This window comes from Desulfovibrio cuneatus DSM 11391 (assembly GCF_000430005.1).
Taxonomy (GTDB): Bacteria; Desulfobacterota; Desulfovibrionia; order Desulfovibrionales; family Desulfovibrionaceae; genus Frigididesulfovibrio; species Frigididesulfovibrio cuneatus.
This window is the reverse complement of the sequence record NZ_KE387018.1, coordinates 114,516-137,523: the sequence shown is the minus strand read 5'-3', so window position 1 is coordinate 137,523 and position 23,008 is coordinate 114,516. Positions and strand designations below refer to the sequence as shown.

Annotated in this window: 19 protein-coding genes; 13 read left to right on the top strand and 6 right to left on the bottom strand. The window is 54.8% G+C overall.

What is annotated here, in order from left to right:
- The first annotated feature begins 258 nt into the window (after positions 1-258).
- The 8 genes from rpsP to G497_RS0114775 all read left to right on the top strand — a co-directional run bounded on the left by rpsP (position 259) and on the right by G497_RS0114775 (position 5,219).
- The gene (gene rpsP / locus G497_RS0114810; protein ID WP_027188729.1) at positions 259-492 is read left to right on the top strand and encodes a 30S ribosomal protein S16; all 234 of its coding nucleotides are present in this window, start codon (positions 259-261) and stop codon (positions 490-492) included.
- Between the two features lie 165 nt (positions 493-657).
- On the top strand, positions 658-891 hold the full coding sequence (locus G497_RS0114805) for a KH domain-containing protein (RefSeq protein WP_027188728.1): 234 nt from the start codon (positions 658-660) through the stop codon (positions 889-891).
- 62 nt (positions 892-953) lie between these two features.
- A complete protein-coding gene (gene rimM / locus G497_RS0114800) occupies positions 954-1,514 on the top strand; it encodes a ribosome maturation factor RimM (RefSeq protein WP_027188727.1) in 561 nt (186 codons plus the stop codon).
- Positions 1,515-1,754: 240 nt separating this feature from the next.
- Positions 1,755-3,086 carry a tRNA (guanosine(37)-N1)-methyltransferase TrmD gene (gene trmD, locus G497_RS0114795; protein ID WP_027188726.1) on the top strand — a complete coding sequence of 444 codons (1,332 nt, stop codon included), beginning with the start codon at positions 1,755-1,757 and terminating at the stop codon, positions 3,084-3,086.
- Positions 3,087-3,150: 64 nt separating this feature from the next.
- Positions 3,151-3,498 (top strand): 50S ribosomal protein L19, encoded by a 348-nt coding sequence (gene rplS, locus G497_RS0114790; protein WP_027188725.1) that lies wholly within the window; start codon positions 3,151-3,153, stop codon positions 3,496-3,498.
- Between the two features lie 129 nt (positions 3,499-3,627).
- Positions 3,628-4,338, top strand: coding sequence for a ribonuclease HII (rnhB, locus tag G497_RS0114785; RefSeq protein ID WP_084516349.1), 711 nt, complete (start codon positions 3,628-3,630; stop codon positions 4,336-4,338).
- A 141-nt stretch (positions 4,339-4,479) separates the two neighbouring features.
- Positions 4,480-4,881: a DMT family transporter gene (locus G497_RS0114780; RefSeq protein WP_034638158.1), complete on the top strand. Its 402-nt coding sequence runs from the start codon at positions 4,480-4,482 to the stop codon at positions 4,879-4,881.
- 2 nt (positions 4,882-4,883) lie between these two features.
- The gene (locus G497_RS0114775) at positions 4,884-5,219 is read left to right on the top strand and encodes an SMR family transporter (RefSeq protein WP_027188722.1); all 336 of its coding nucleotides are present in this window, start codon (positions 4,884-4,886) and stop codon (positions 5,217-5,219) included.
- Positions 5,220-5,345: 126 nt separating this feature from the next.
- Here G497_RS0114775 and G497_RS0114770 read toward each other — a convergent pair whose 3' ends face one another.
- The 5 genes from G497_RS0114770 to G497_RS0114745 all read right to left on the bottom strand — a co-directional run bounded on the left by G497_RS0114770 (position 5,346) and on the right by G497_RS0114745 (position 12,374).
- Positions 5,346-6,713 (bottom strand): MFS transporter, encoded by a 1,368-nt coding sequence (locus G497_RS0114770; protein WP_027188721.1) that lies wholly within the window; start codon positions 6,711-6,713, stop codon positions 5,346-5,348.
- A 503-nt stretch (positions 6,714-7,216) separates the two neighbouring features.
- Positions 7,217-8,548, bottom strand: coding sequence for a malic enzyme-like NAD(P)-binding protein (locus tag G497_RS0114760; protein ID WP_027188719.1), 1,332 nt, complete (start codon positions 8,546-8,548; stop codon positions 7,217-7,219).
- Between the two features lie 30 nt (positions 8,549-8,578).
- Positions 8,579-9,475, bottom strand: coding sequence for a LysR family transcriptional regulator (locus G497_RS0114755; protein ID WP_027188718.1), 897 nt, complete (start codon positions 9,473-9,475; stop codon positions 8,579-8,581).
- Positions 9,476-9,682: 207 nt separating this feature from the next.
- Entirely contained in the window at positions 9,683-11,179 is a 1,497-nt protein-coding gene (locus G497_RS0114750) for an aldehyde dehydrogenase family protein (protein WP_027188717.1), read from the bottom strand.
- A 172-nt stretch (positions 11,180-11,351) separates the two neighbouring features.
- Positions 11,352-12,374 (bottom strand): aldo/keto reductase, encoded by a 1,023-nt coding sequence (locus G497_RS0114745; protein WP_027188716.1) that lies wholly within the window; start codon positions 12,372-12,374, stop codon positions 11,352-11,354.
- Between the two features lie 207 nt (positions 12,375-12,581).
- Between G497_RS0114745 and G497_RS19455 the strand changes: the two genes are divergently transcribed.
- Positions 12,582-15,236: a lyase family protein gene (locus G497_RS19455; protein WP_051258187.1), complete on the top strand. Its 2,655-nt coding sequence runs from the start codon at positions 12,582-12,584 to the stop codon at positions 15,234-15,236.
- Between the two features lie 95 nt (positions 15,237-15,331).
- On the opposite strand, the gene G497_RS18545 is transcribed toward G497_RS19455, so the two are convergent.
- Entirely contained in the window at positions 15,332-16,171 is an 840-nt protein-coding gene (locus tag G497_RS18545; RefSeq protein ID WP_051258186.1) for a hypothetical protein, read from the bottom strand.
- Between the two features lie 777 nt (positions 16,172-16,948).
- Here G497_RS18545 and G497_RS0114725 point away from each other — a divergent pair.
- From G497_RS0114725 to G497_RS0114710, 4 genes are all read left to right on the top strand, one after another.
- Positions 16,949-18,454 carry a hypothetical protein gene (locus tag G497_RS0114725; protein ID WP_034638204.1) on the top strand — a complete coding sequence of 502 codons (1,506 nt, stop codon included), beginning with the start codon at positions 16,949-16,951 and terminating at the stop codon, positions 18,452-18,454.
- Positions 18,455-18,530: 76 nt separating this feature from the next.
- The gene (locus tag G497_RS19450) at positions 18,531-19,304 is read left to right on the top strand and encodes a hypothetical protein (protein WP_051258185.1); all 774 of its coding nucleotides are present in this window, start codon (positions 18,531-18,533) and stop codon (positions 19,302-19,304) included.
- A 180-nt stretch (positions 19,305-19,484) separates the two neighbouring features.
- Positions 19,485-19,832, top strand: a complete 348-nt coding sequence (locus G497_RS0114715) for a hypothetical protein (RefSeq protein ID WP_027188713.1) — start codon at positions 19,485-19,487, stop codon at positions 19,830-19,832.
- Positions 19,833-20,285: 453 nt separating this feature from the next.
- Positions 20,286-22,934, top strand: coding sequence for a TIGR03960 family B12-binding radical SAM protein (locus tag G497_RS0114710; RefSeq protein WP_027188712.1), 2,649 nt, complete (start codon positions 20,286-20,288; stop codon positions 22,932-22,934).
- Positions 22,935-23,008 lie beyond the last annotated feature (74 nt).

The following is a 23,008-nucleotide window of genomic DNA, read 5'->3' as shown; positions in this document are numbered from 1 at the left end:
TTAACGTCGACGGTAATAGCAAGCCGTGGAGTGAGGGCAGAGGGTGTGAGTGGCTATGCCGCCGAAGCATCTCCCCTGCCGAAGGAGCGGAGGAAGAAAACAAATTTTGTGGAAGGATCCCCTTCCACACCCCTTTACCGTAGGGGGCACCGCACCCCGCAGGTTGTAAGTGGGTGCTGGGGGCAAACAGGAAAACAACGAGCGCCTTGCACTTTCTTGCAACACGCTTTACAATCAACGCATCAGGGAGAATACACAATGGCTACAAAAATCAGACTTACACGTACTGGCAACAAAAAACGTCCTTTTTACCGCATTGTTGCAACCAACATTCAAAGCCGCCGCGATGGGCGTCCTCTCGAGTTCCTTGGGTTCTACAACCCCATGACCCAGCCTGCTCAAGTGAGCATTGACAAAGAAAAGTTCGACAAATGGGTTAGCCTTGGCGCTGATGTAAGCGACACAGTGCGCAGCCTGATGAAGAATAAGTAACTTCATTTTGCATTAAGAGTGTCCGGCTTTCTAGCTGGAACACCTTGATTTTGCACATTAAGCCGGCGCGGGTGCGCCGGGCCGGCTTGTGCTTTTTCACCGTGCATTCGCACACATCAGGTTTACTATGGCAGGGCACTCCCCCAAGCCAAAGCGAGGGTGAACATGCTGAAAGAACTTATAGAATTTATTGCTAAGTCTCTTGTTGATAACCCTGACCAGGTGCATGTGACAGAAGTAGGCGGCGAGCAGACCGTAGTGTATGAGCTGCGCGTTGCCAAAGAAGACCTGGGCAAGGTAATAGGTAAACAGGGGCGTACTGCCCGTGCTATCCGCACCGTGCTTGGTGCTGCCTCCACAAAGCTGAAAAAGCGTTCTGTTCTCGAAATTCTTGAATAATCCTACGTTCAGGGCAAGCTACCCAGGGCAGGCTGCACAGCGGTGCTTCCCTCTCATCTGTCGTGTCTGATAAAAAAAACAAACAAATTTATGTTGCCCTTGGCCGCGTAAGCAAGCCCCATGGTGTGCGCGGTGAAGTGGCTGTACAGCTTTTTGCGGAAACGTCCGAATTGCTGCGAGGCGACGTGGCGGTGAGCCGCTGTGACGAAGGCCCCCCCACTGGCACCATGAAGGTGGAAACCTCCCGCATGCACCACCAACAAGTGTTGTTGCGCTTTGCCGGGGTGGAAGACCGCACTATGGCGGAAGCCCTGCGTGGCCTTTACCTGCTTGCCACGCGGGAAGAATTGCCGGAACTGAGTGAAGAAGAAGCCTACATAACCGATATTATGGGCCTTAGGGTGGTGGCGGAAGAAGAAGGCCGCGCCCCCCGTGAAATTGGGGTTATTACCGGTGTGGCTGCCCCTGCCGGGCAGGAACTGTGGACCATTACCACTCCCACTGGTGAAGAGGTGCTTTTGCCTGCTGTGCCGGAGTTTGTGCTGGATATCGACCTTACCGCTGAAATAGCGGTTATTGCGCCCCCGCCTGGCCTGCTCGATTTGTATTTAGGGAAACGCTGATTTATTCCGTTTGGCTGCGTTACTTTACGTTTCTTGAAACAGTCGAGGACAGAAGAGTTGACTCGGCCCGTCCTGGGCCTCGGCCTTCGGCTCCCGCCCTGCGGGCGGTGCCCAATTCCGCTTTCCTGCGGAATTGTCACCCTGCTTCAAGAAACGCTTGTGCCTTGCCAAACGAAAAACTGAGCGTTTCCCTTAGCAGTAGCATCGGCTTTTTTCGTAACTGCTCTGAAAGGTTTGGCCATGCATTTTTCCCTTGTCAGTTTGTTTTCTGAATTTTTTGCCAGCCCCATGCAGCAGGGGTTAATGGGCCGTGCCATTGAGGCTGGCCTTGTTTCGTATGCTGTGCATAACCCGCGCGACTTTTCCACAGACAAGCACAACAAGGTGGACGACAGGCCTTATGGCGGTGGCCCAGGCATGGTAATGCTGCCCCAGCCCCTTGCTGACGTGCTGTTGCACCTTGGGCACCCTGTGCGGGAAGCCGGGGCCCCGCGCCCCCTGCCAAGCCCTGCCCGGCCTTTGGTGTACCTTTCCCCTAAAGGCAAGCCCCTTAGCCAGGCCCTGGCCCGTAAGCTGACTGCTGCCAAGGATATTACCCTGGTGTGTGGGCGCTATGAGGGCATTGACGCCCGCATTGAAGACCTTTTTGCGGTGGAATGTGTTTCTGTAGGTGACTTTGTGTTGAACGGTGGGGAAGCCGCAGCCCTGTGCTTTATGGAGTCTGTGGCACGGCTGGTACCGGGGTATATGGGTGACGAAGAATCCGGCACGGAAGAAAGTTTTTCCTCCGGCCTTTTGGAATACCCGCACTACACCCGGCCTGTGGAATTTTACGGGCTTTCCGTGCCAGAAGTGCTGCGCGGCGGTGACCATGGCAAGGTAGCCCGCTGGCGGCGTGAGCGGGCCTTGGAAACCACTTTGGCTGTGCGCCCGGACATTATAGGCGAAGCTCCCCTGGGGGCAGAAGATTATGCCTTTTTGCAAGAAAAACCCTTGCAGCGCATAGGGAAAAACTTGTATTGTGCCCTGGTGCATTACCCTGTGTTGGATAAATGGAAAAATTCTGTCGCTGTTTCTTTGACAAATCTTGACATTCACGATATATCCCGCAGTTCGTGCACGTTCGGGCTTGGGGGCTACTACGTGGTTACCCCCATCCAAGACCAGCAACGCTTGCTGGAATCCCTTTTGCGCCATTGGCATGAAGGGGCAGGCAAGCAAAGCAACCCCCACAGGGATGAGGCCTTAAGCCTTGTTACAGGGGTGGCATCGCTGGAAGAGGCCATTCAGGACATTACCAGCCAATGTGGTGCAGCCCCCCTTGTGGTGGGTTCTTCCGCACGGGCAGAAGCGGAAAGCCAGAAAGCCATAGGTTTTTTGGGGGTACGTGAAGTGCTGGAAGAAAGGCCCGTTCTGCTTTTGCTGGGCACAGGCCATGGCCTTGCGCCGGAAGCATGCGGCTTGTGCGAAAAGTTTCTGCCGCCGTTTCGCTGGCATGGGCGTTACAACCACCTTTCGGTGCGCGCCGCTGCCGCTATTATGATGGACCGCATTTTGGGCGACTGGTGCTAACAGCGTAAGCGCGGCCCCCACAATTTTTTTTGAGTACACCACCGTTGGGCCAAGGGAGAGCAATATGGATATTATTAAGAAGATTGAACAAGAACACTTGCGTATGGACCTGCCCACGTTCCGCTCTGGCGATAACGTGAAAGTGCACATGCGTATTGTTGAAGGTGAAAAAGAACGCATCCAGGTGTTCCAGGGCAACGTAATTCGCATTAGCCGTGGCACAGTGGACGCAACCTTTACCGTGCGTAAAATTTCCGACGGTGTTGGTGTTGAGCGTATTTTCCCCATGCATTCCCCTTTTATTGAAAAAGTGGAACTGATTACCGAAGGCCGCGTACGTCGCAGCCGTCTGTACTACCTGCGTGCGCTTAAGGGTAAATCTGCTCGTATTAAGCCTAAGAACGCTTACTAGGAAACGCCCACTTTTTCCGTTTGGCGGCGCTACTTCGCGTTGCCAAACGAAATAACTGCGCGTTTCATACGCTACTCATACCAAAAGCTCCCCTGCAATGGCGGGAGCTTTTGGTGTTTCAAGGAACCTATGAGCACATCACCTCTTCCTTTACTTTCTCCGCAGGAGCTGGCCCAAGGCCCGGCTACGCTTTGTATTGGGGTGGATGAAGCCGGGCGCGGGTGCCTTGCCGGGCCTGTGGTGGCTGCTTGCGTGTGGCTGCCAGCTACACTGCCCCCAGAGCTTGCCCGGGTGGATGATTCTAAAAAAATTGCCGAACCCCTGCGCAGGGATCTGGCCCTTGCCATTCGCCAACATGCTTTGGCCTTTGGGGTAGGGTACTCCTGGCCCCGGGAAATTGATGCCGTGAATATTCTTAATGCCACCTTCCGGGCCATGAGCCGTGCCTGCCTTGCCCTGTATGCTCAGGTGAGGCACCAGTCTCCTGCATTTCACCAAGGCAGTGCTGGTACGGTATTGCCATCAGCTCACACCCTTCCCCTTGCCATTGACGGCAACAAAACCATTGCTGCCCCACATTGGCGGGCATGCAGTGCTCTGCCGCTGCCTGTGCAGGCTGCCTATGTGGATGGCGACGCTCGGTTTGTGCCTATTGCCGCGGCTTCCATTCTTGCCAAAACAGTACGTGATGCGCTCATGGCCCGGCTGGCAGAACGGTTTCCTGTATATGGGCTTGCTGCCCATAAGGGGTATGGCACAAAGGCGCATATTGCGGCCATTTCGGCCCATGGCCCGTGCAGGCTGCACCGCCTTACCTTCCGTAAAGTAAAGCCAGAATAATACATACATCACTTTGGTACAGAGCCGTGGCAAAGGAGAATGGCTATGTGAATATATGCCCGCATGTAGCGCTCTTTATTGCCATATGGCTTTGTATGGCGTATGTAGGGTCATCTGTATGTATTTTCCCAAGGAGTCTTTATGGGTCGTGAACATACACCCTCTGTTTCTGCCCTGTACTGCTGGTTGTGCCTGCTGGGCTCCATTTTTTTTGAAGTGGCAGGTACAAGCGTCATGAAGGTTTCCCAGGGCTCCTGGGCTGTGGTTGGCATGCTGGTTATGTACGCCATGCTGGGCCTTTCCTATTATTTTCTGGCACGGGCCGTTATGCGTATTCCCCTGGGTGTAGCTTATGCCTTTTGGGAAGGGCTGGGGCTTGTGGCCATAAGCATGGTCAGCGTGTGGGTGCTGCAAGAACGCATGGATGCTACGCGCCTTGCTGCCCTTGGCCTGGTGCTTGTGGGGACACTCTTGGTGCACCATGGCACGGAAGACGGGCCGCAGCAGCCGCTGCAACCGAAACAACAAGGGCAGGAGGGCTAACCATGTTTGCCAATGCTCCTGCCTGGACTTTTTTTGTGGCTGTTGTGGTGGCTGCCGGCCTTGAAGTATATGCCAACATATTGCTGGCAAAGTCGGAAGGATTTGTGCGCAAAACCTATGCCTTGGGGGCACTGGTATTTGTTGCCCTGGCCTTTACCTGCCTTGCCTATGCCGTGCAGGGCATGGACCTTGCCATTGCCTATGCCCTGTGGGGCGGCATTGGTGTGGTGGGCACCGGCATTGGTGGTGCCATGCTGTTTGGCCAACGCTTGAAGCCTGTGGCCTGGCTGGGCATGGCTATGCTTATTGCGGGTATGGCTATTTTGCAGCTTGCGTAGCCCGTATTGAGCACAAAGTGGAAATACGGTTAAGTGCCGACTCAAGTAGCCCTGTACAGGCGGTATAAAAGCCCCCTTTCCTGTTGAGGAAAGGGGGCTTTGCTTACAATGTGGGGGTGTTCAGGCTTATGCTTCTTGTGCAGACTTGTTCAGCAGGCTGGCCTCATTTTCATTTGCAACAGAATTTTTGGCTGCCTGGGCAAGGGATAGGTACTTTGTTTCCGGTGCCCACAGTATGGAAATGACTGTACCCACCAGGGCAACGCCACCAAGAATGAGCATGGTGGTGTGAATGCCAAAGTGGACAATGCACAGGGGCAAAAGGAATGTGGAAATGGCAGAACCAAAACGGCTGAAGGCCGTAGCAAGCCCAATGCCGCTGGAGCGGATTTCCGTAGGGAAGCTTTCCGCCGGGAAAACGCCCACAAGGTTGCTCATGGCCGAAAGGGTTACGGTAAACAAGGCAAACACGCCAATAAGCAGGGCGTTTTGTGTATCAGGCAGCAGCCCCAACAGGAAGAGGGCAGTGGTAATGATAATGAAGGAGTTGATGAGAAAACCGCGGCGGGTAAACCGAATAGTGCACCAGATACCAATGAATGCGCCAAGAATAAGGAGCATGTTGAGCAGCATTTCTGTGATAAACCCTTCCGAAAGGCCCATTATGCCCAAAATCATGGGCAGGAAGGTGTAAATGGCAAAGTAGGGCATAACGATGCACACAAAAAACATACAGTTAAAGATGGTGCGCTTGATGTACTGCGGGGCAAAAAGTGCCATAAAACCGCCCCCTGTGGTGGCAGGGGCTTCATCCCCCAGAATAACATTGGGGCCAAACAGTCTTGCCAGAATGGCGTTGGCTTCTTCTAGGCGGCCCTGGTTTGCCAGCCAGCGGGGAGATTCTGGCGCGCCCATACGGGCAATAAGAATAATAACGGCGGGCAGGGTAGAAGAAGCCAGCATCCAGCGCCATGCTTCAGGGTTCCCTTCCTTCATGGCAAAGGAGCCTACAAAGGTTGCCGCAACATAACCCACTGTCCAGATAACACTGAATGAACCAAGAATGGGGCCGCGGTATTTTTTGGGGCAAAACTCTGCCAGCAGGGCGTGGCCCACGCTGTAGTCCCCGCCAAGGCCAATGCCAATGGCAATGCGGCACAGGGCAAGTTGCAGGGGGGTGGTCACAAAAAACTGGCCAAGGGAACCAAGGGCAATAACCACAAAGCTGATGAGAAATATTTTTTGGCGGCCCAAAGAATCTGCCACCATGCCAAAAAACAGGCTGCCCAGAAACAGGCCAATAAGGGCAGAAGAGCCGATAAACCCTTGCCAGAAGGAATTTAGCCCCATAAGCGGGGTAATTTGAGTAAGAGCTATGCCAATAAGGCCAAGAATGTAGCCGTCGGTCAGGTGCGCTCCAAAAGTAAGCGCGGTAATTTTAAAATGGAAGGGCGAAAGTGGAAGGTCGTCGAGACGAATTTTTTGTTGATGCATACTAACTCCATATAGTTGTGGCTTTGAGGAACGAACCCTCAAAACCTGTGTGGAGCGCCATGCGGCAGTTTCCTTTTGGTAGCGGGCAGCTACTTTTGCAGTTACCAGAGCCATTCATTATTGAAATGCTCTTGCCTAAGGGCAAGGAAACGGATGGACGCCGCATTGTTGCAAACAGCAGGGGCAATGCCCCAAAGCAGGCAGCAGTAAAGATTCCGCTGCCACAGGTGCTGTTTGCAATGGCACAACAAAAATACAACCAAGAAGAGAAAAGAATACGGCACTCTGTTCCCCGTTTGGTGTGTTGCTGCAAGGACAACTTTTTACAGTGGACGTGCTGCACACGCGTGGGCCGTAAAAAGGGTAGCAAAGGCGTCCCTGAGAAAACACGGCAAGGGAGGGGGTGATGCCATGGGGCACTGTGGCAGGTGTTAAGCCGTTTTCGCTGGCTTGTGGCCTGAAAGGCTATAGTCAGTGCCCGTGAGAGTGATTACAAGGTGCCGTTACACGGCCCCTGTGCCAGCATACGAAGCGACAAAGGCGTTCAGGCGGTTGTGGGAAGCGTGAATGCGGTGCTCAAGGCCAATTGTATATGCTTCCATGTTGGCAATGTGCTTCCGGGCCACCCCGGTTTCCATGGCGGCCTGTGCCACTGCGGGGGTTATTCTGGTGAGCAGGCGCGGGTCCAGTGGTTTGGGAATAACGTAATCCAGGCCGTAGGAAAATTGCTTGCCCTCATAAAGGTCACATACTTCCTGGGGAACGGGCTCTTTTGCCAGTTGGGCCAGGGCTTTGGCCGCCGCCATTTTCATGGCCTCGTTGATTTGGGTTGCAGCGGTGTCGAGCGCCCCGCGGAAAATAAAGGGGAAGCCAGAAACGTTGTTTACCTGATTGGGGTAGTCAGAACGGCCTGTGCCCATAATGCAGTCTGGGCGCACTTGCTTGGCTACTTCATAGCGTATTTCGGGGTCTGGGTTGGCGCAGGCTAGAATAATGGGGTGTTTGGCACTCATTGTTTTGACCATGTCCGGGTGCAGCAAGTCTTTGCTGGAAAGCCCCAAAAACATGTCTGCCCCTTGCAGCACCTGGGCAAGGCTGCCTGCGTCCTTTTTTTGAGCCAGCGCGGCCTTGTAAGGGTTCAGGTCTTTTCTGCCAGCATGAATCAGGCCTTTGGTGTCGAACAGGTAGAGGTTTTCAGGCGCAATGCCTAGGGCAAGGTAAAACTTGGAACAGGCAATGCCTGCGGCCCCAGCGCCCACTACCACCACCTTACAGTCTTCAATGTTTTTGCCAGCAATTTCTACTGCATTGAGCAAGGCTGCACCGGAAATAACGGCTGTGCCGTGCTGGTCGTCGTGAAACACGGGAATGCCCATGCAGGCTTTAAGCGTTTCTTCAATGTAAAAGCATTCAGGAGCCTTGATGTCTTCCAGGTTAATGCCGCCAAAGGTTGGCTCCAGATTTTTTACCGTAGCAATAAGTGCGTCTGGGTCGGTGTGGGCGAGTTCCAGGTCGAACACGTCAATATCCGCAAACATTTTGAATAAAATGCCTTTGCCTTCCATAACGGGCTTGCCTGCTTCCGGCCCTATGTTGCCAAGGCCAAGCACAGCGGTACCGTTGGAAATAACCCCTACAAGGTTACCCTTGTTAGTGTAAGTATTAACTAGTTCCGGGGTGGCGTGAATGGCCCGGCATGCTTCAGCAACACCAGGGGAATAGGCCAGGGAAAGGTCGTGCTGGTTGGCACAGGGTTTTGTGGGAACAACTTCTACTTTTCCAGCCCGTGGGCTTGCGTGGTAATCCAGAGCTTGTTGTGCGGTAAATTGACTCATGGGTTCCTCGTGCGCTGGTAAAAAATGGAATTATACGTGGCAAAGCAGCGATTCTTGCTCCAGCCAGTTGCAGAACAGGCGTGTTGGGTCGTCTTGGCGCAGCGACTTGTTGGCCACAAGCCAGTAGCGAAACGGGGTGACCACGGGTTCTGCAAGGGCAATAAGTTCTTTGCGCTTCAACACAATGGAAGCAATGTTTGTGTCTACAATGGCAACCCCAAGGCCTTCCACAGCAGCGCCAATAGCCTGTTCTTGCGTACTGAAGGCCATGCCGGAAACAAGGGAAGCCTGGCTTGGGGCATAAGGGCTCCCCGGGTTTGCCTGCATCCAGAAGTCCCAGTAAGGCAATGGTGTTCTGCCGGAAAGGGTGTGCAAAACAGGGAGCGAATCTATGCCTTCCGTATGCAGCCTGTGCAAAATGGAAGGCGCGCAGGCTGGTTGTATCTGTTCTTCAAAAATCAGCTTTGCGTGGGCAAAGGGGGCGTTGCTGTGCCCAAAAATAATTTCACAGTCATAAGGCTGTGGTATGGGGGGCAAGGCAACAGAATCAATATGCAGGGTTATGGGCACTTTGTGCAGGGCGTAAAACCTGGGCAAGCGCGGGGCAAGCCAGCGGCTGGCAAAGGAAGGGGGTGCTTTTATATACAGGCGCCGCATGCCGCCGCGCTGAATGCCGTTAATGCAGGAAATAATTTCCGGCAGGTTTTTGTTCAGCACTGCATACAAAATGAGCCCGGCATCGGTTAAGGCCAGTTTATTTTTTTTACGAGTAAAAAGGGTTACATCCAGCAGTTGCTCAAGCGATTTAAGCTGCCTGCTTAAGGCGCTTTGGGTAACGTACAGTTCTTTGGAAGCTTCCGTTATGCTGTGATGCCGTGCCGTTGCTTCAAACGCTTGCAACAGTTTTGCATTGGGTAACTGGGGCATGTGGGGCTCCTTTGTAACGTTGCCGGGGGGGCTGTGTTCAGGCGCATTGCACCCAAGTTGTATCCTCCGCCAGGGGTGCAGGGGTTCGTGGAGAGTGCCTGTATGAGATGCCGTTTTACTCTTTGCCCAGCAAAGAAATAAATGGAACTCATGTAACTACTCCCTGGGCACCCCTGGTGGAAACACAGCCTTACCTGCTATGCCCTGTTACAACTGGATGAGCACGCTTTTTACCTGGGTAAAGGCTTCAATGCTATGGACGCCCATTTCCCGGCCAAGGCCGCTTTGCTTGGTGCCGCCAAAGGGGGCTGCAAAGTCGTACTGGCCGTATTTGTTAATGAAAATTTGCCCGGCTTGCAGTTCACGCGCCAGGGTATGGGCCCGTGAAATGTTTGCTGTGTAAAGCCCGGCAGCAAGCCCATAAGGGGTATTGTTGGCAAGGGCAATGGCTTCTTCATCCGTTTCAAAGGGAAACAGGCACAAGAGTGGGCCGAATATTTCTTCCTGAGCCAGGCGGCAATTGGGGTCTACGTTGTCATAAATGGTGGGCAGCACGTAATAGCCTTTTGCCAAATCACCTGCTTTAGCTGGCAACCCACCGCATAACCGTTTTAGGCCGATGCGTTCCCCTTCTTCCAGGTAGTTGCAAATAGATGCAAAGTGTTGCTTGTGGCACTGGGCACCTTGCTGGGTGTTGGGGTCAAGCGGGTTGCCAAGGCGGTAGGCTTTGGCCCGCTCCACCAGGGCGTCTGCCACTTTTTTGTAAATGGAGCGGTGAATGATGAAACGGGTAGGCTCAGAACACTTTTCTCCTTTTTGGGAGAACATAACCTGGTAGGCACGGGCAATGGCGGCATCCAGATTAGGCGTGTCTTCAAAGAAAATGCAGGGCGACTTGCCCCCAAGCTCCAGGGAAAGGGGGCGCAGGTGGTTTTTTCCACTGCCTTCCATGATTTTTTTGCCCACTTCCGTGCTGCCAGTGAAGGAGATTTTGGCAACTTTAGGCGAAGCTGTAAGGGCATTACCCACCAGGCTGCCTTGCCCAAGTACCATGTTGATAAGGCCGGGGGGCAGTTGCAGTTCTGCATCCAGCAGTTCCATAAAGCGAATGAAGCTTAACGGTGTGTAACTGCTGGGCTTAACCACCACGGTGTTGTTGGTGGCAAGGGCCGGGGCCAGCTTCCACATGGTCAGCAGCAGGGGGAAGTTCCACGGCACAATCAGGCCGCACACCCCAAGGGGTTCACGCAGAATATAGTTCAGCGTGCCTGCGCCTGTGGGGCTGACTTCGCCATAAAATTTGTCGGTCCAGCCTGCGTAGTAGTCAAACACATCGGCAGAATCGGGCAGGTCGTCGCCAAGCGACTCCACAAAGGTTTTGCCGTTTTGCAGAGTTTCTATAAGGGCCAGTTCCTGCGTGTTGCGGCGCACAATGTCGCCCATTTTACGCAGCAATACGGCGCGGTCGCGGGCGGGCAGGTTGCCAAACGTCTGCTTTTTGAATTCTGTATCGGCAGCTTCAATGGCGTCGTTCAACTGGGCCTCACTCAGGCCTGCATATTCACACAGCACTTCTTCTGTGGCGGGGTTATACAGGGTAATGCCCTTGCCTTCACCACGTACCCACTGCCCGTTGATGTAGCTTTTTTTCTCTTGCCGTAGCCATTTTTGCACGCGTTGAAGCAATTCTGGAGGAACTTGCATTGGGGGTCTCCTTGCACATGGTGCAGAACGGGCCTTGGCATCATTCTGCAAAAGTGACAAAACGTAAAGAAATTTATACGGATAGTATCCCGCTGCCTGGGTGGCGTTGCCAATAACAGGCAGCAGGTGCAAAGCCGGGGCATTCGGTTCCGCAAGGGAACAGAAGGGGGAATTACTTGTCGTAAGGAGCTTTTGCCGGGCGCGTGTTGCGCGGAATACGGCAGTCTGCGTTGTAGTCGTTAATATGGTCGCGCGGGGTGTAATTGCGCTCAATTTCGTAGAGGTCTTCCGGGGTAAGCTTGGGCATTTCCAGGGCGGCAAGGGCCGTGTTGAACTGGTCTTTGGTGTCTGCCCCAACCAGCATAACGTCAACACCGCTGTGTTGCAGCACCCAGGCCTGGGCTATTTGGGCAGGTTGCACACCGTAACGCTTGGCAACCCGGTTTACGGAAAGGGCAATTTCTTTGGAAACGGCATCACCAAACATTTCATGGGTGAAAAAGTCGGTGGTATTGCGGTTGGAGGAAAAGTCGCAGGAAAGAATGCCCCGTGCCAGCGGACTGAACGCTGAAATGCCCACCCGTGCATCGCGGCAGAAGGGAATCATTTCCCGTTCTTCTTCACGGTAGGCGGCGCTCAGTTGCAGCTGCATGTTCACAGGCTTTTGCCAGCCGTTTTTTTCCGCCGTGTAGTAAATTTTGGCAAATTGCCAGGACATCATGGTGGAACAGGCAAGGTAGCGCACTTTGCCCTTGCGCACAAATGAATCCATGGTTTCCCAGAACTCTTCCACAGGGGTGGTGAGGTCGTAATAGTGCAGCATGTAAATGTCTACATAGTCCATTTTCATGCGCTTCAGGCTGCCATCCAGGGCTTTTTCAAGGTGCAGGCGTGAATGACCTTGGTTGTTTTGCCCGCCGCCAAAAGGGTAACCTACTTTGGTGGCAACAACAATTTCATCGCGCTTGGCAATGCGGCGCAGTACGTTGGCGCAAACAGCTTCGTTTTCGCCGCTGGAATAAAAATCAGCCAGGTCAATAAAGTTTACGCCGCTTTCAAAGGCATGGGCGATAATGGGTTCGCTCTCTTTTTCGTCATAAATCCAAGGCTTCCACTGCTTGCTGCCCATGTTCATAGTGCCTAGGCACAGGCGGGAAACACGCAGGCCAGAGTTGCCAAGATTGACATATTCCATAAAATACCTCCAATAACATAAATAGATTAGGGGTAAAGGACGCCTTTGCTGTCTAAATGAATACGAAAGAATAGGGAAAAAATATATTGCTATGTATGCATACTGGATATGCGAAAATGGCGTGCTGTGAGGGGTTGCTCTCTTTCTCCTGACGGGCATATGAATAAAAGGTTTTCATGTACCATACCCACGCCTGAAGGAGGCACCATGAACGTTTGCTCCACTATTGCCCTGGATTGTTCCCGCCTTCAAGAACGGGTCTTTTATGCTCCGTTTGCTTCAGTTGCCTTGCAGTATTCTACACCAGCGCACTCTGTTCAGTGTTCTGTTGCAGGCCGTTTGCTGCACCCTGCCCATGCCCAGAAAGTTGACTTGGAGGCAGGGGGCGTGCCATTGCACTTTCCTTTGCTCTGTTCTTTGTCAGAACCGTTGCCTACTGCGGGGCAGGACATAACGCTTTCAGTTGACGGGGTAAACATTGTGGTGCGCCAGCAGCCGCTTGTGCCAGCTCTTGAGCAGGGCTTGGGGGCAAAAGGGCCGCAGGCGCTGCTTTTTACGTTTTCTTTGCCACAGGAAGCGGCACACGCAGTACTGGCTGTAGTAGCCCCTGCTGTAGTAACAGGAAGTTATGGTGTGCAAACCCGTATTCCCACAGGGGTGCTGGGCTGGTGCGCACCGCCTGCGGAACAGGCGCACAGTGCAGGGCAACAGGAGCGGAGCCTTGCTGCAATGAGTTTGCACAGGGCATGGCAACTGGCACTGGCTTCCCAGGCTGTGGGGGTCGCCCCCCTCGGTGGGGCACTTACTGTACAATGCCCGCAGCAGGCCATTGCTGTTGTGGGAAACCGCATTGCCACAGTGCTTTCTTTGTGGGGTGCGGGACCGTTTGTGGCGTTTAGCGGGCAGGCGGAAGCCGCTTTGCTGGAGCACGGTATGGCCCACAGCCCCTTGTGTGCGCTGCACAGCCCCGGCTATGGAATCTTTCGTAATGTCGTTGATGTGCAAAAAACGCAAGATGCCCTGTATGGCAAAGCCTTTGCCCTGATGGGAGCGGAAAGCGCCCAGCTTGCCAGCTATTGCACTTACGCCCTGTGTTTGCACAATGCTGTACATGGGGTCGCTTCAGGCACTGTGGGCGAAGGGGCAGTGCCCCCTGCCATGCAGGGGTTACACACCCTTGGTACCCTTCTGGGGCTGGTGCAGGATATAAGCAGTATGCACAGTTTGCCCGCACAGGAAGTGCTGCTGGGGGTACTGCAAGCAAGGTTGCTACAACAGTTTCCGCATGGGGCACTTTCCTTGTTGCAGCAAGAAATTACCCAGTGGTACACCAGTTGTTGTGCCTCACCGCAGGGGGCCATGCAAGCCGGGCTGGTGCAGCAGCCCCTGGGGCCGGGTATGCATGCCCTTGGGCTTGGGGCCACAGGCCAGCGTGAAGAGTATGATTCCCTGGGGGCAGTGACCCTTGCCTGGAATGCTCCCTTTGGGGCGCAAACGGAACGCAGCCGTCAGAATGCAGCCATAGAGGGTATTGCCATACATCATAATGTTCGGTTCGTACGGGCTATGGGGCTGGTGAAATTGTGTGCGGTAAAGGCCAACATGCACATTGGCCTTATGCCGCCGGAAAAAGGAAACGCCATTGCCAAGGCCGCGGTAGAAGTGGTGGCAGGGCTATGGGACCATGCCTTCCCGGTGGACCGCATCCAGGGCGGCGGGGGTGTGGGCATGAATATGAATATTAACGAGGTGCTTGCTATTCGGGCTGAAGTATTGCTTGGCGGTGGCCCAGGCACAGGTCGGATACACCCCAACGACGACGTAAACATGTGCCATTCCACCAACGACCTGGTGCACAGCGCCATGCACATTGCATTTTGGCAATGGCTGCAAGAACTGGATGGATGCCTGGCTCTGTTGGAAAGCGCCTTGCATATGCTGGAAGAACAGCACGGAAGCACCGTAAAGCTGGGCCGCACCTGCCTTATGGATGCATTGCCCATGACCCTTGGGCAGCAGATTTCCGGGTATTTGCATTTTGTGGGCAAGCGGCGGGCTGCATTTCGCTTGTTGACTATGCAGTGCCTTGAATTGGGCATGGGGGCTGGGGGCATGGGAACGGGCATTGGCATTGCCCCCGGTTTTCTTGAAGCGTTTTTTACTGCGCTGCAAGAAGAAACCGGGGCAGCTTTTTGTTGCACACCGAACTATTTTGATGTACTCCAGCATGCTGATTTGTATACAGATATTTCAGGCGCGCTTAAAAACTATGCGGCGGGGCTTTCTTCTATGGCCCGCGATTTACGCATGATGAATTCTGGCCCTCGCTGCGGGTTTGGGGAAATTGTGCTGCCCGCCGTGCAGCCAGGCTCTTCCATTATGCCGGGTAAAATCAACCCCATCATTCCAGAACTGGTGAACCAGGTGGCATACTTGGTATGCGGAAACGACACAGCCATAACCATGGCAGCAGAGGGCAGCGATATTGACCTGAATGTGTGGGAGGCCGTGTTCCTGCATGGCATTACCAACTCTGCCCAAATGCTGTGTAATGCCACCCGGCTGTTTGTGGAGAAATGCCTTGTGGGCGTGCGGGTGAACACTTCGGTGTGTGAAGAGCATGCAGCTTCTTCTCTGGCTTTGGCGACCGTTATTGCGGAAGTGTTTGGCTACAAGCAAGGTGTGCAGGTGGCGCATCATGCGGCAGAACACGGTTGCACCATCAAGCAGGCAGCCCTTGCAGTGGGTCTGCTCTCTTCTAATGAGGCAGAGGAATTGCTTGACCCTTCCCTGCTGGCCAAGAGGCAACGGTTTATTGCCATTGTGGATGCCTTCCGGAAAAAGCAAGGCGGGCGGGTATAATAAGCGCAAGGACACTGGGAATTCGTGTAGAAAGTGCTGGGTAAAAACACAGACCACCGGGGGATGATTCGGTGGCCTGTGTTTTTGCGTTGGTATTACTGCCCGGTTTTGGGAAGTGTCACTTCAATAATGGTCAGGTAGCGCGGTATGCTTGGCCGGGCAAAGGACTTCATGAAGGACTGCATACCCTCAGCCGAGGCAAGGTTGCGGCGGTTGGCTGTTTTGCCCTGCCTGGTGGTTTGGTACAGCCACACTTCCCCTTTGCTGTTTTTGTGAATAAGCCCCACATGGTAGTGGGCCCAGTCATAGCCGGGGTTTTTCACCTGTTGCTTCCAGCTTACAAGGTACAAATGGTTGGTCTTAAAACGTGGCATGAGTTCGTGCCACGTTTCTTTTTTGGCAAGGTCAAAGCCGTGGGGGGTGCTGCCAGTGGTTTTGGCTGGGTCCATGGTTTTGTTGCCGGGCAGCAGCAAAGTACGCGGGAACCGCTCTGAAATGTTCATAATCAGGTCCCAGCCAAAGTCCCAGTCATGCCCAAGGGGGGCGCCCTGGTAGCTGTCGTTCAGGCGGTCCACCATTACTTCATGCAGGGTAAAATTGGTGCGCAGCAACAGCCGTGAGGCAGTTAGCACAAGGCCGCTGCAATTCAGGCCAGGGCTGGCAAAGCGCTCATTGGGCTGGGCAAACAGGGTGTAGTTGCCAAACTCGTCGGTGGTGCCGTCTATGCGGTAGGGAATGCCCACAAGGCTTTCCAGAATTTGTTCGGGCGTGGCATTGGGGCCAGGCAGATGAATGCCTGCGGGAATGGGGGCCTGTTTGGGCGGCTGGTTTTGGGCCAGGGCCGGGGCAGGCTGCAATACTGCCAGTAAAAAGAAGAGAAACAGGACTACGGAAGCTAGAAAGCAGGTGCGCGTGGCAGGCAGGGAGCAGTGCATGGGGAACCAGAGGGGGAAAAAGGTGCGGACAAAATTGTGGCAAGCAGCCTGAAAAAAATGGCAGGCTTAAGCACACATACTGTGCGTTGCCTGCAAGTGCATTGGCCTGAGGGAAATGCTGATTTATTCCATTTGGCTGTGTTACTTCGCTTTTTTTGAAACAGTCGAGGACGGAAGAGTTGACTCGGCCCGTCCTGGGCCTCGGCCTTCGGCTCCCGCCCTGCGGGCAGTTTCCAATTCCGCTTTCCTGCGGAATTGTTACTCCTGCTTCAAAAAAAACTTGTTCCTTGCCAAACGAAATAACTGAGCGTTTCCCAAATGCCAGTTAATCATTGCTTCCCTAGCAAAATCTAGATTTTTTCTCAAGTAGTATTGTGAAACGAGGTGCATTTTTTTCTGTTTATGGTGGGTATATCTGCCAAGGTTATGGGCATGCACGCTTAGGAAGGCGGTTATATGTGCCCATGGTGTCTATGGTGCTCAGGCAGGCTTTGCACCGTGCGCTGAAGGTGCTGGCAAGGGTGTGTGGGCATAAGGGCATATTTCACCGCGCTAGGGTGCAGGCGCAGGGAGTGGGCAGTGGGCACAGGCAATGGCGGCAGAGTATACCTCCTGCTCTGTGCAGCGCTGGTGGCATGGGGTCACGGGCGTGCGCTGGCTGTGCTGTTTGCCCCTTCCCTGCGCAACCGTATGACCTGGCAAGGAGAGAACAAGGTGCAGGAAGAACATCACCCCACCACGGCGGAACCACCAACGCCCTGGAATGATTATATCCTTATGCAGGCAGAATATGCCCGTATGGAGAAAGAAGCGCAGGATTTGGGCGGGAAGGGCGCAGTTATGGCCCTGTTGGCCACCCTAGGCAAGTGTGATTTATTTTTTCTGCTCACCCGCTTACTGCGCCGAAAAGACTTGAACCACCCGTGGCTGTTTGCCCGCTGCCGGGAAGTACAGGCAGGGCCTGATGGCTACCTGGATTTATGGGCGCGGGAGCACGGCAAGTCGTCCCTAATAACTTTTGGGCAAACTATACGCGATATTTTGCTGCACCCGGAAGTGACGGTGGGCATTTTTTCCCACACCCGGCCAGTGGCCAAGGATTTTCTGGGGCAAATAAAGTATGAATTTGAGCAGAACAGCCTGTTGCAGCGTTGCTACCCGGAAGTGCTGTGGGAAAAACCACGCCGGGAAGCGCCTGTGTGGTCGCTGGATAAAGGCATTGTGGTGAAGCGCAAGGGCAACCCTAAGGAGGCCACGGTGGAAGCCTGGGGCCTTGTGGACGGGCAGCCCACAGGCAAGCACTTTTCCCTTATGGTGTACGATGATGTGGTCACGCGGGAGTCGGTTTCCACCCCGGAAATGATTGCCAAGGTAACGGATGCCTGGGCCCTTTCCCTGAACCTGGGGGCGCGGGGGGGCAGGCGGCGCTACATTGGCACCCGCTACCACCGTAACGATACGTACCAGACCATGCTGGAGCGCGGGGCCGCTACGGCGCGCATTTACCCTGCCACGGAAAACGGCCATGCCGACGGCCCCCCGGTGTTGCTTTCTGCCACAGCCCTGGCGGAAAAGCGTAAAAGTATGGGAGTGCACGTGTTTGGCTGCCAAATGCTTTTGAACCCACGGGCAGACCTTGCCCGCGGCTTTCGTGAAGCGTGGCTACGTTACTGGAACCCGGAAGGTGCGTGCGGGGGCATGAACCGCTATATTGTGGTTGACCCGGCAAACTCCCGCAAAAAAGGAAGTGACTATACCGTTATGCTGGTGCTGTGCCTGGGGCAGGACCACAACTGGTATGTGGCAGACGGCGTGCGCTCCCACCTGGGGCTGAAGGAACGGGCGGAAACATTGTTTCGCCTGCACCGCAAGCATAGTCCCCTGGCAGTGGGGTATGAACAGTACGGTATGCAGGCAGATATTGAGTATATCCTTACGGAACAGGAACGGCTGAACTACCGGTTCCCGATTATTCCCCTGGGGGGCAACATTCCTAAGCGCGACCGGATTCTGGCCCTGGCCCCTTACTTTGAACAGGGGCGTATTTATTTGCCAGCCCGCTGCCCCTTTGTGGGGGCGGAAGGCACGTGGCGTGACCTGACAAAAGACATTGTGGAAGAGTTTTTGTCGTACCCTGTGTGCAACCATGATGACGCACTGGACTGTTTGGCGCGCATCCTGGACCCCAAGCTAGAGGCGCACTTTCCTGCGGCCTTTGGGGCAGACCTTGCCGCCGGGGAAGCCATTATGGAATACGATATGTTCAATACTATTGGAAAATAGTCTTCTAGCGGGTCCCACAGGGAAGACGCTCCAAAACGCAGTTTTGCAATGGTTCGATATTTGGAGGAGGCAAATAATGCACACAACACAGCCAAAGCACACCACAAGCGGGTGGCAGCAGGCCTTTGCCTTGGCCACCCATGTGCCCCAGGGCAGTAACAACCTGAACCGGGAAGAACTGGCAACACTTTATGCCATTCTTCAGGCCCAGGGGCAGCACACCACCCTGTTTTATGATGGGGTAGTTACCAATGGGGCCCAGTTTGCCAGTATGATGAGGGAAGATAACTGTAGCTTTTACACCATGGGTGTATTGCCGGATCAGGCCGCCACGGTGTTGCGCGGGCAGGGTGAACAGGCACCTGATACAGACTGGCAACAGCTGCCCCTGGTGCGTGGGCGTGTTCCCCTTGGATTCTGGTGGCTCAATGGGTTTATGGGCAGCGCCTGCTGCATCCACTTTTGTATTTTCCGCTACGCTGTGCCCCTTGCCCCGGTTTTGGGGCGTTTTGTGGTGCGGGCTATGTTACTTGCCCGGCCCGGTGTACCTGTGCCCCTCGATGTATGTTGGGGCACTCCCCATGCGGTGCAGGACTATAGGCACACCCAGGAAGCACAGTACGGGCCTGGGGGCTATTGCCTGAACGCTTTGTACGGCCTCACCCCTGCGCCGTTTCGCCATGCCCTGCACTTTGTGTATGACCTCGGCTTTCAGAAAAAAGCAATGCTGCCTTATACTGCCAGCATTGTGCGCCCACAGGAAGGGAGGGGGCAGGTGGCGCATGAACCCACAGTACGGCCCACCTCCCTGGTGCTTTCCTGCCTTACGCGGGAAGGGCTGGTGGGCTAATGTTGCTCTCCTGACTGTGCCAAAATCCTGCCTTTATTCTGTTTGTCCCCTTTCCCCTTGACACAACCGCCCAAGACACCTACCTAATCCATGGAGCGGATTCATTCCCCTCCCTTATGAACGAATCTAACCGGGTTGAACGCCGTACTTGGCAGCCGCCCGAACGGAACAGGAGCAAGTATGGCTTACGATGTAACAATGGTGAAACTGGTGACAGGCGAAACAGTGATTGGCAAGGCAGACGCTGCCACTGGCGGGCTGAAAGACCCTGCCGTGCTGCAAACTATTCCTACCCAGCAAGGGGTGCAGATGATGCTGATGCCCTATGGCTATCCGTTTGATGCCGACTTCTGTGGTACCATTGACGGCAAGCACGTGCTGTATACCTACAAAAGCTGCCCGGCAGATTTGCAAACAAAATATATGGAAGCATGTTCCAACCTCACCCTTTCTTCCGGCGGGCTTGGCGGCCTGGACTTGAAAGGGGAATCTGCCGCCGCAGGCGCTTCCAGCCTGTTGCTGAAATAGCACCTGGTTCGCGCCACGCATTTTGTTGCCGCGCCCTGCATTTGCATGGCGCGGCTTTGTAGTATAAATAGTATTTGACGATTTATTGGGGGACGCTGTCCCCCATTCCCCCTGCAAGGGACGTGACGCCCCTTGACCCCCATTTGCATTCACTTTTCGTGTAGCGAAAAACTGAATGCAAATGGGGGGGCCAAGGGCATCATGCCCTAACAGCCAGCGGCAGTCGCGAGCGTAGCGAGCCGTGGAGTAAGGGTGGAGGGTGCGGGCAGCTTTGCTGGCAGCACATCTCCACGAAGCCCGAACGGAAAAGGCAGGGGTTGGGGAGGCAGAGCCTTCCCAAATTCATATTCATTCAATTGGCGAACAACTGGTAACAGCGCTGCGGGGCCGTGCCCCGTGTGTGTTTTTGCCTGCATTGCCGCTTCCTTTTTGCCCCCCCCCACAAGCACTGCCATGCGTGACCTATTTTCCATTCTTCCCCGGCCCAGCCGTTATATTGGCATTGAAGAAGGCGCTGTATTTAAAGACAAAAGCGCCATCACTTTGCACATTGCCCTTGCCTTTCCTGATATGTACGAGGTGGGTATGTCCTACCTGGGGCATAAAATTCTTGCCGATATTATTAACGGGCATGAACACTGGTGGGCGGAACGGGTGTTTGCCCCGTGCCTGGACGCTGCCAAAATTTTGCAGGCCCACAATGCCCCCCTGTGCACGCTGGAATCCGACACGCCCCTGGTGGCAATGGATGCCATTGGCTTTAGCGTAACGCATGAAATGTGCTATACCAACATTTTGTATATGCTGGAGCTTGCGGGCATTCCCCTGCATACCAGCCAGCGCACAGGCCTTGGCCCCCAGGGCACACCGTGGCCCCTGATTATTGCCGGGGGCGGCTGCGCCCTTGCTGCCGAACCGCTTGCCCCGTTTGTGGACATTATGATTCTTGGGGAAGGCGAGGAATGCACCATTACTGTGCTGCAATGCCTGGAAGCAGCCCGGCAGGAAAAGGTAGACAGGCAGGAACTGCTGCTGCGCCTTAGCCATATTCCCGGCGTGTATGTGCCGGAATTTTTCAGCATGGATGAAGCCACCGGGGTGCTTACCCCCTTGTACCCCCACCATACGGTGATTCGGCGGCAAATTGTGGTGAACATGGACGATGCGCCGTACCCTGGTCGCCAGACCATTCCTTTTGGCGCAGTGCATAACCGCCTGGCCCTGGAAATTGGGCGGGGCTGCACCCGTGGGTGCCGTTTTTGCCAGGCAGGCATTGTGTACCGTCCTGCTCGTGAACGCAGCGTTCCTAACCTGCAATCGCTTTTGGATACCTGCCTTGCCAGTACCGGGTTCGATGATGTGTCCTTCCTCTCCCTGAGTACAGGCGATTTTTCCGCCTTGAAGCACCTGTTTTTCAGCACCGTAGACCGTTGCGCCCAGGAACAGGTTTCTGTGTCCCTGCCTTCCTTGCGGGTGGGGTCCATTGATGACGGCATTATGGAGCGCATGGCGGGCATTCGCCGCACCGGGGCAACACTGGCACCGGAAGCGGGTAGCCAGCGCCTGCGCGACGTTATCAACAAGGGTGTGACAGAAGAAGGCGTGATTCTGCACATTCAAAAGCTGTATGAACACGGCTGGCAGCAGGTTAAGCTGTATTTTATGCTGGGCCTGCCCACGGAAACGGATGAAGACGTGCTGGCTATTCTTGACCTGTGCAAAAAAGCGCGGGACGCCGCAGGCCCTGGTGTAAAGGGGCTGCAAATTACCGCGGCTCTTTCCCCCTTTGTGCCCAAACCCCACACCCCGTTCCAGTGGGATGCGCAGGTTCCCCGCGAGGAAATTCACCGCCGGGTGGGGCTGTTGCTGCACGCTGTGAAAGGGGAAAAGCGCATTAAACTGCGCTGGCATGACCCGGAAAACAGCTTTTTGGAAGGGATATTTTCCCGCGCAGACAGACGCCTTGCCCCAGTGGTGGAAACGGCGTTCCGCAAGGGGGCTGTGTTCCCAAGCTGGATGGAGCATTTTACCCTGACCCCGTGGCTTGAGGCCATGCAGGAACACGGCTTTACGCCGGAAGAATTTACTGGCCCGCGTGATGAAGACGGCCCCCTTGCCTGGGACCACCTGCATAGCGGGGTGGACAAGCGCTTTTTGCGGCAGGAACGGGCCCGCGCCCTGGCTGGTAAGGTAACGGACGACTGCCGCTACGGGCAGTGCCACCAGTGCGGCGCGTGCGACACCCCTGGCCGGCCTTCCTTGCTGCGTGAAGCCGGGGACAATGCCAGCCTGGGGCCAGCCATTGCCAACCAGCTTAATGTGGCCCAGCGCGACCAGGAGTCGCATTCCGTGGTGCTGGATGAACGCGGCAGGGTGGTGCCCCGGTTCCAGGAAGTGAAAGTGGAAGGCAAGCGCAGGCCGCAAGAACTGGCAGACCACCTTACCCGCAAGGCCATGCAACTGCGGGTGTGGTACCGCTGCTCTGGCAACGCCGTGTACATAAGCCAACTGGAACTGCAAAGTATTTTCGAGCGGGCCTTGCGCCGGGCACGGCTGCCGCTGGCTTTCAGCCAGGGCTTCCATCCCTTGCCGCTACTTTCCTTTGGGCGGGCGTTGCCTGTAGGGGTTGCCAGTGAATGCGAGTGGTTTTCCCTGTACATTACAGAGGAACGCAAACCGGAAGACGTGCAGGAAGCCCTGAACCAGGGTTTGCCCCAGGGCCTTGCCATTGTTGCTGTGGAGCAATTGGCCCTGCAAAAAAAAGGAGCAGACGGCCCGTGGGAAGTATACCGCGTGGCCCTTGCCAAACCGGAACAGACTGCGGCGTTTATAACAGCCTGGCAGGCCATTTTGGCAGCCGAAACGTTGCCATGGCAGCGGGAAACAAAAAAAGGCCTGCGTGAACTGGATGCACGGGGATATTTCACTACCATTTCCCCGGAGCCAGATGGCACAGTGGTGCTGGCATTAGACTGGCAGCAGGCGGGCTATGTTTCCCCCCAGGCGCTTTGCATGGCAGCGTTGGGTGCGGTGGGTTTTCCGGCAGGGCCAGAAACCATTCGTCTGACAAAACTGCGCACTGCCCTGCAAGGGGAAGTGTAAGGGATAGTCCACATTGTGCCCATGTTGGTCTTCCCTTGTGGCCCAAAATGCTTACTTTATGCACTGACCGTTTT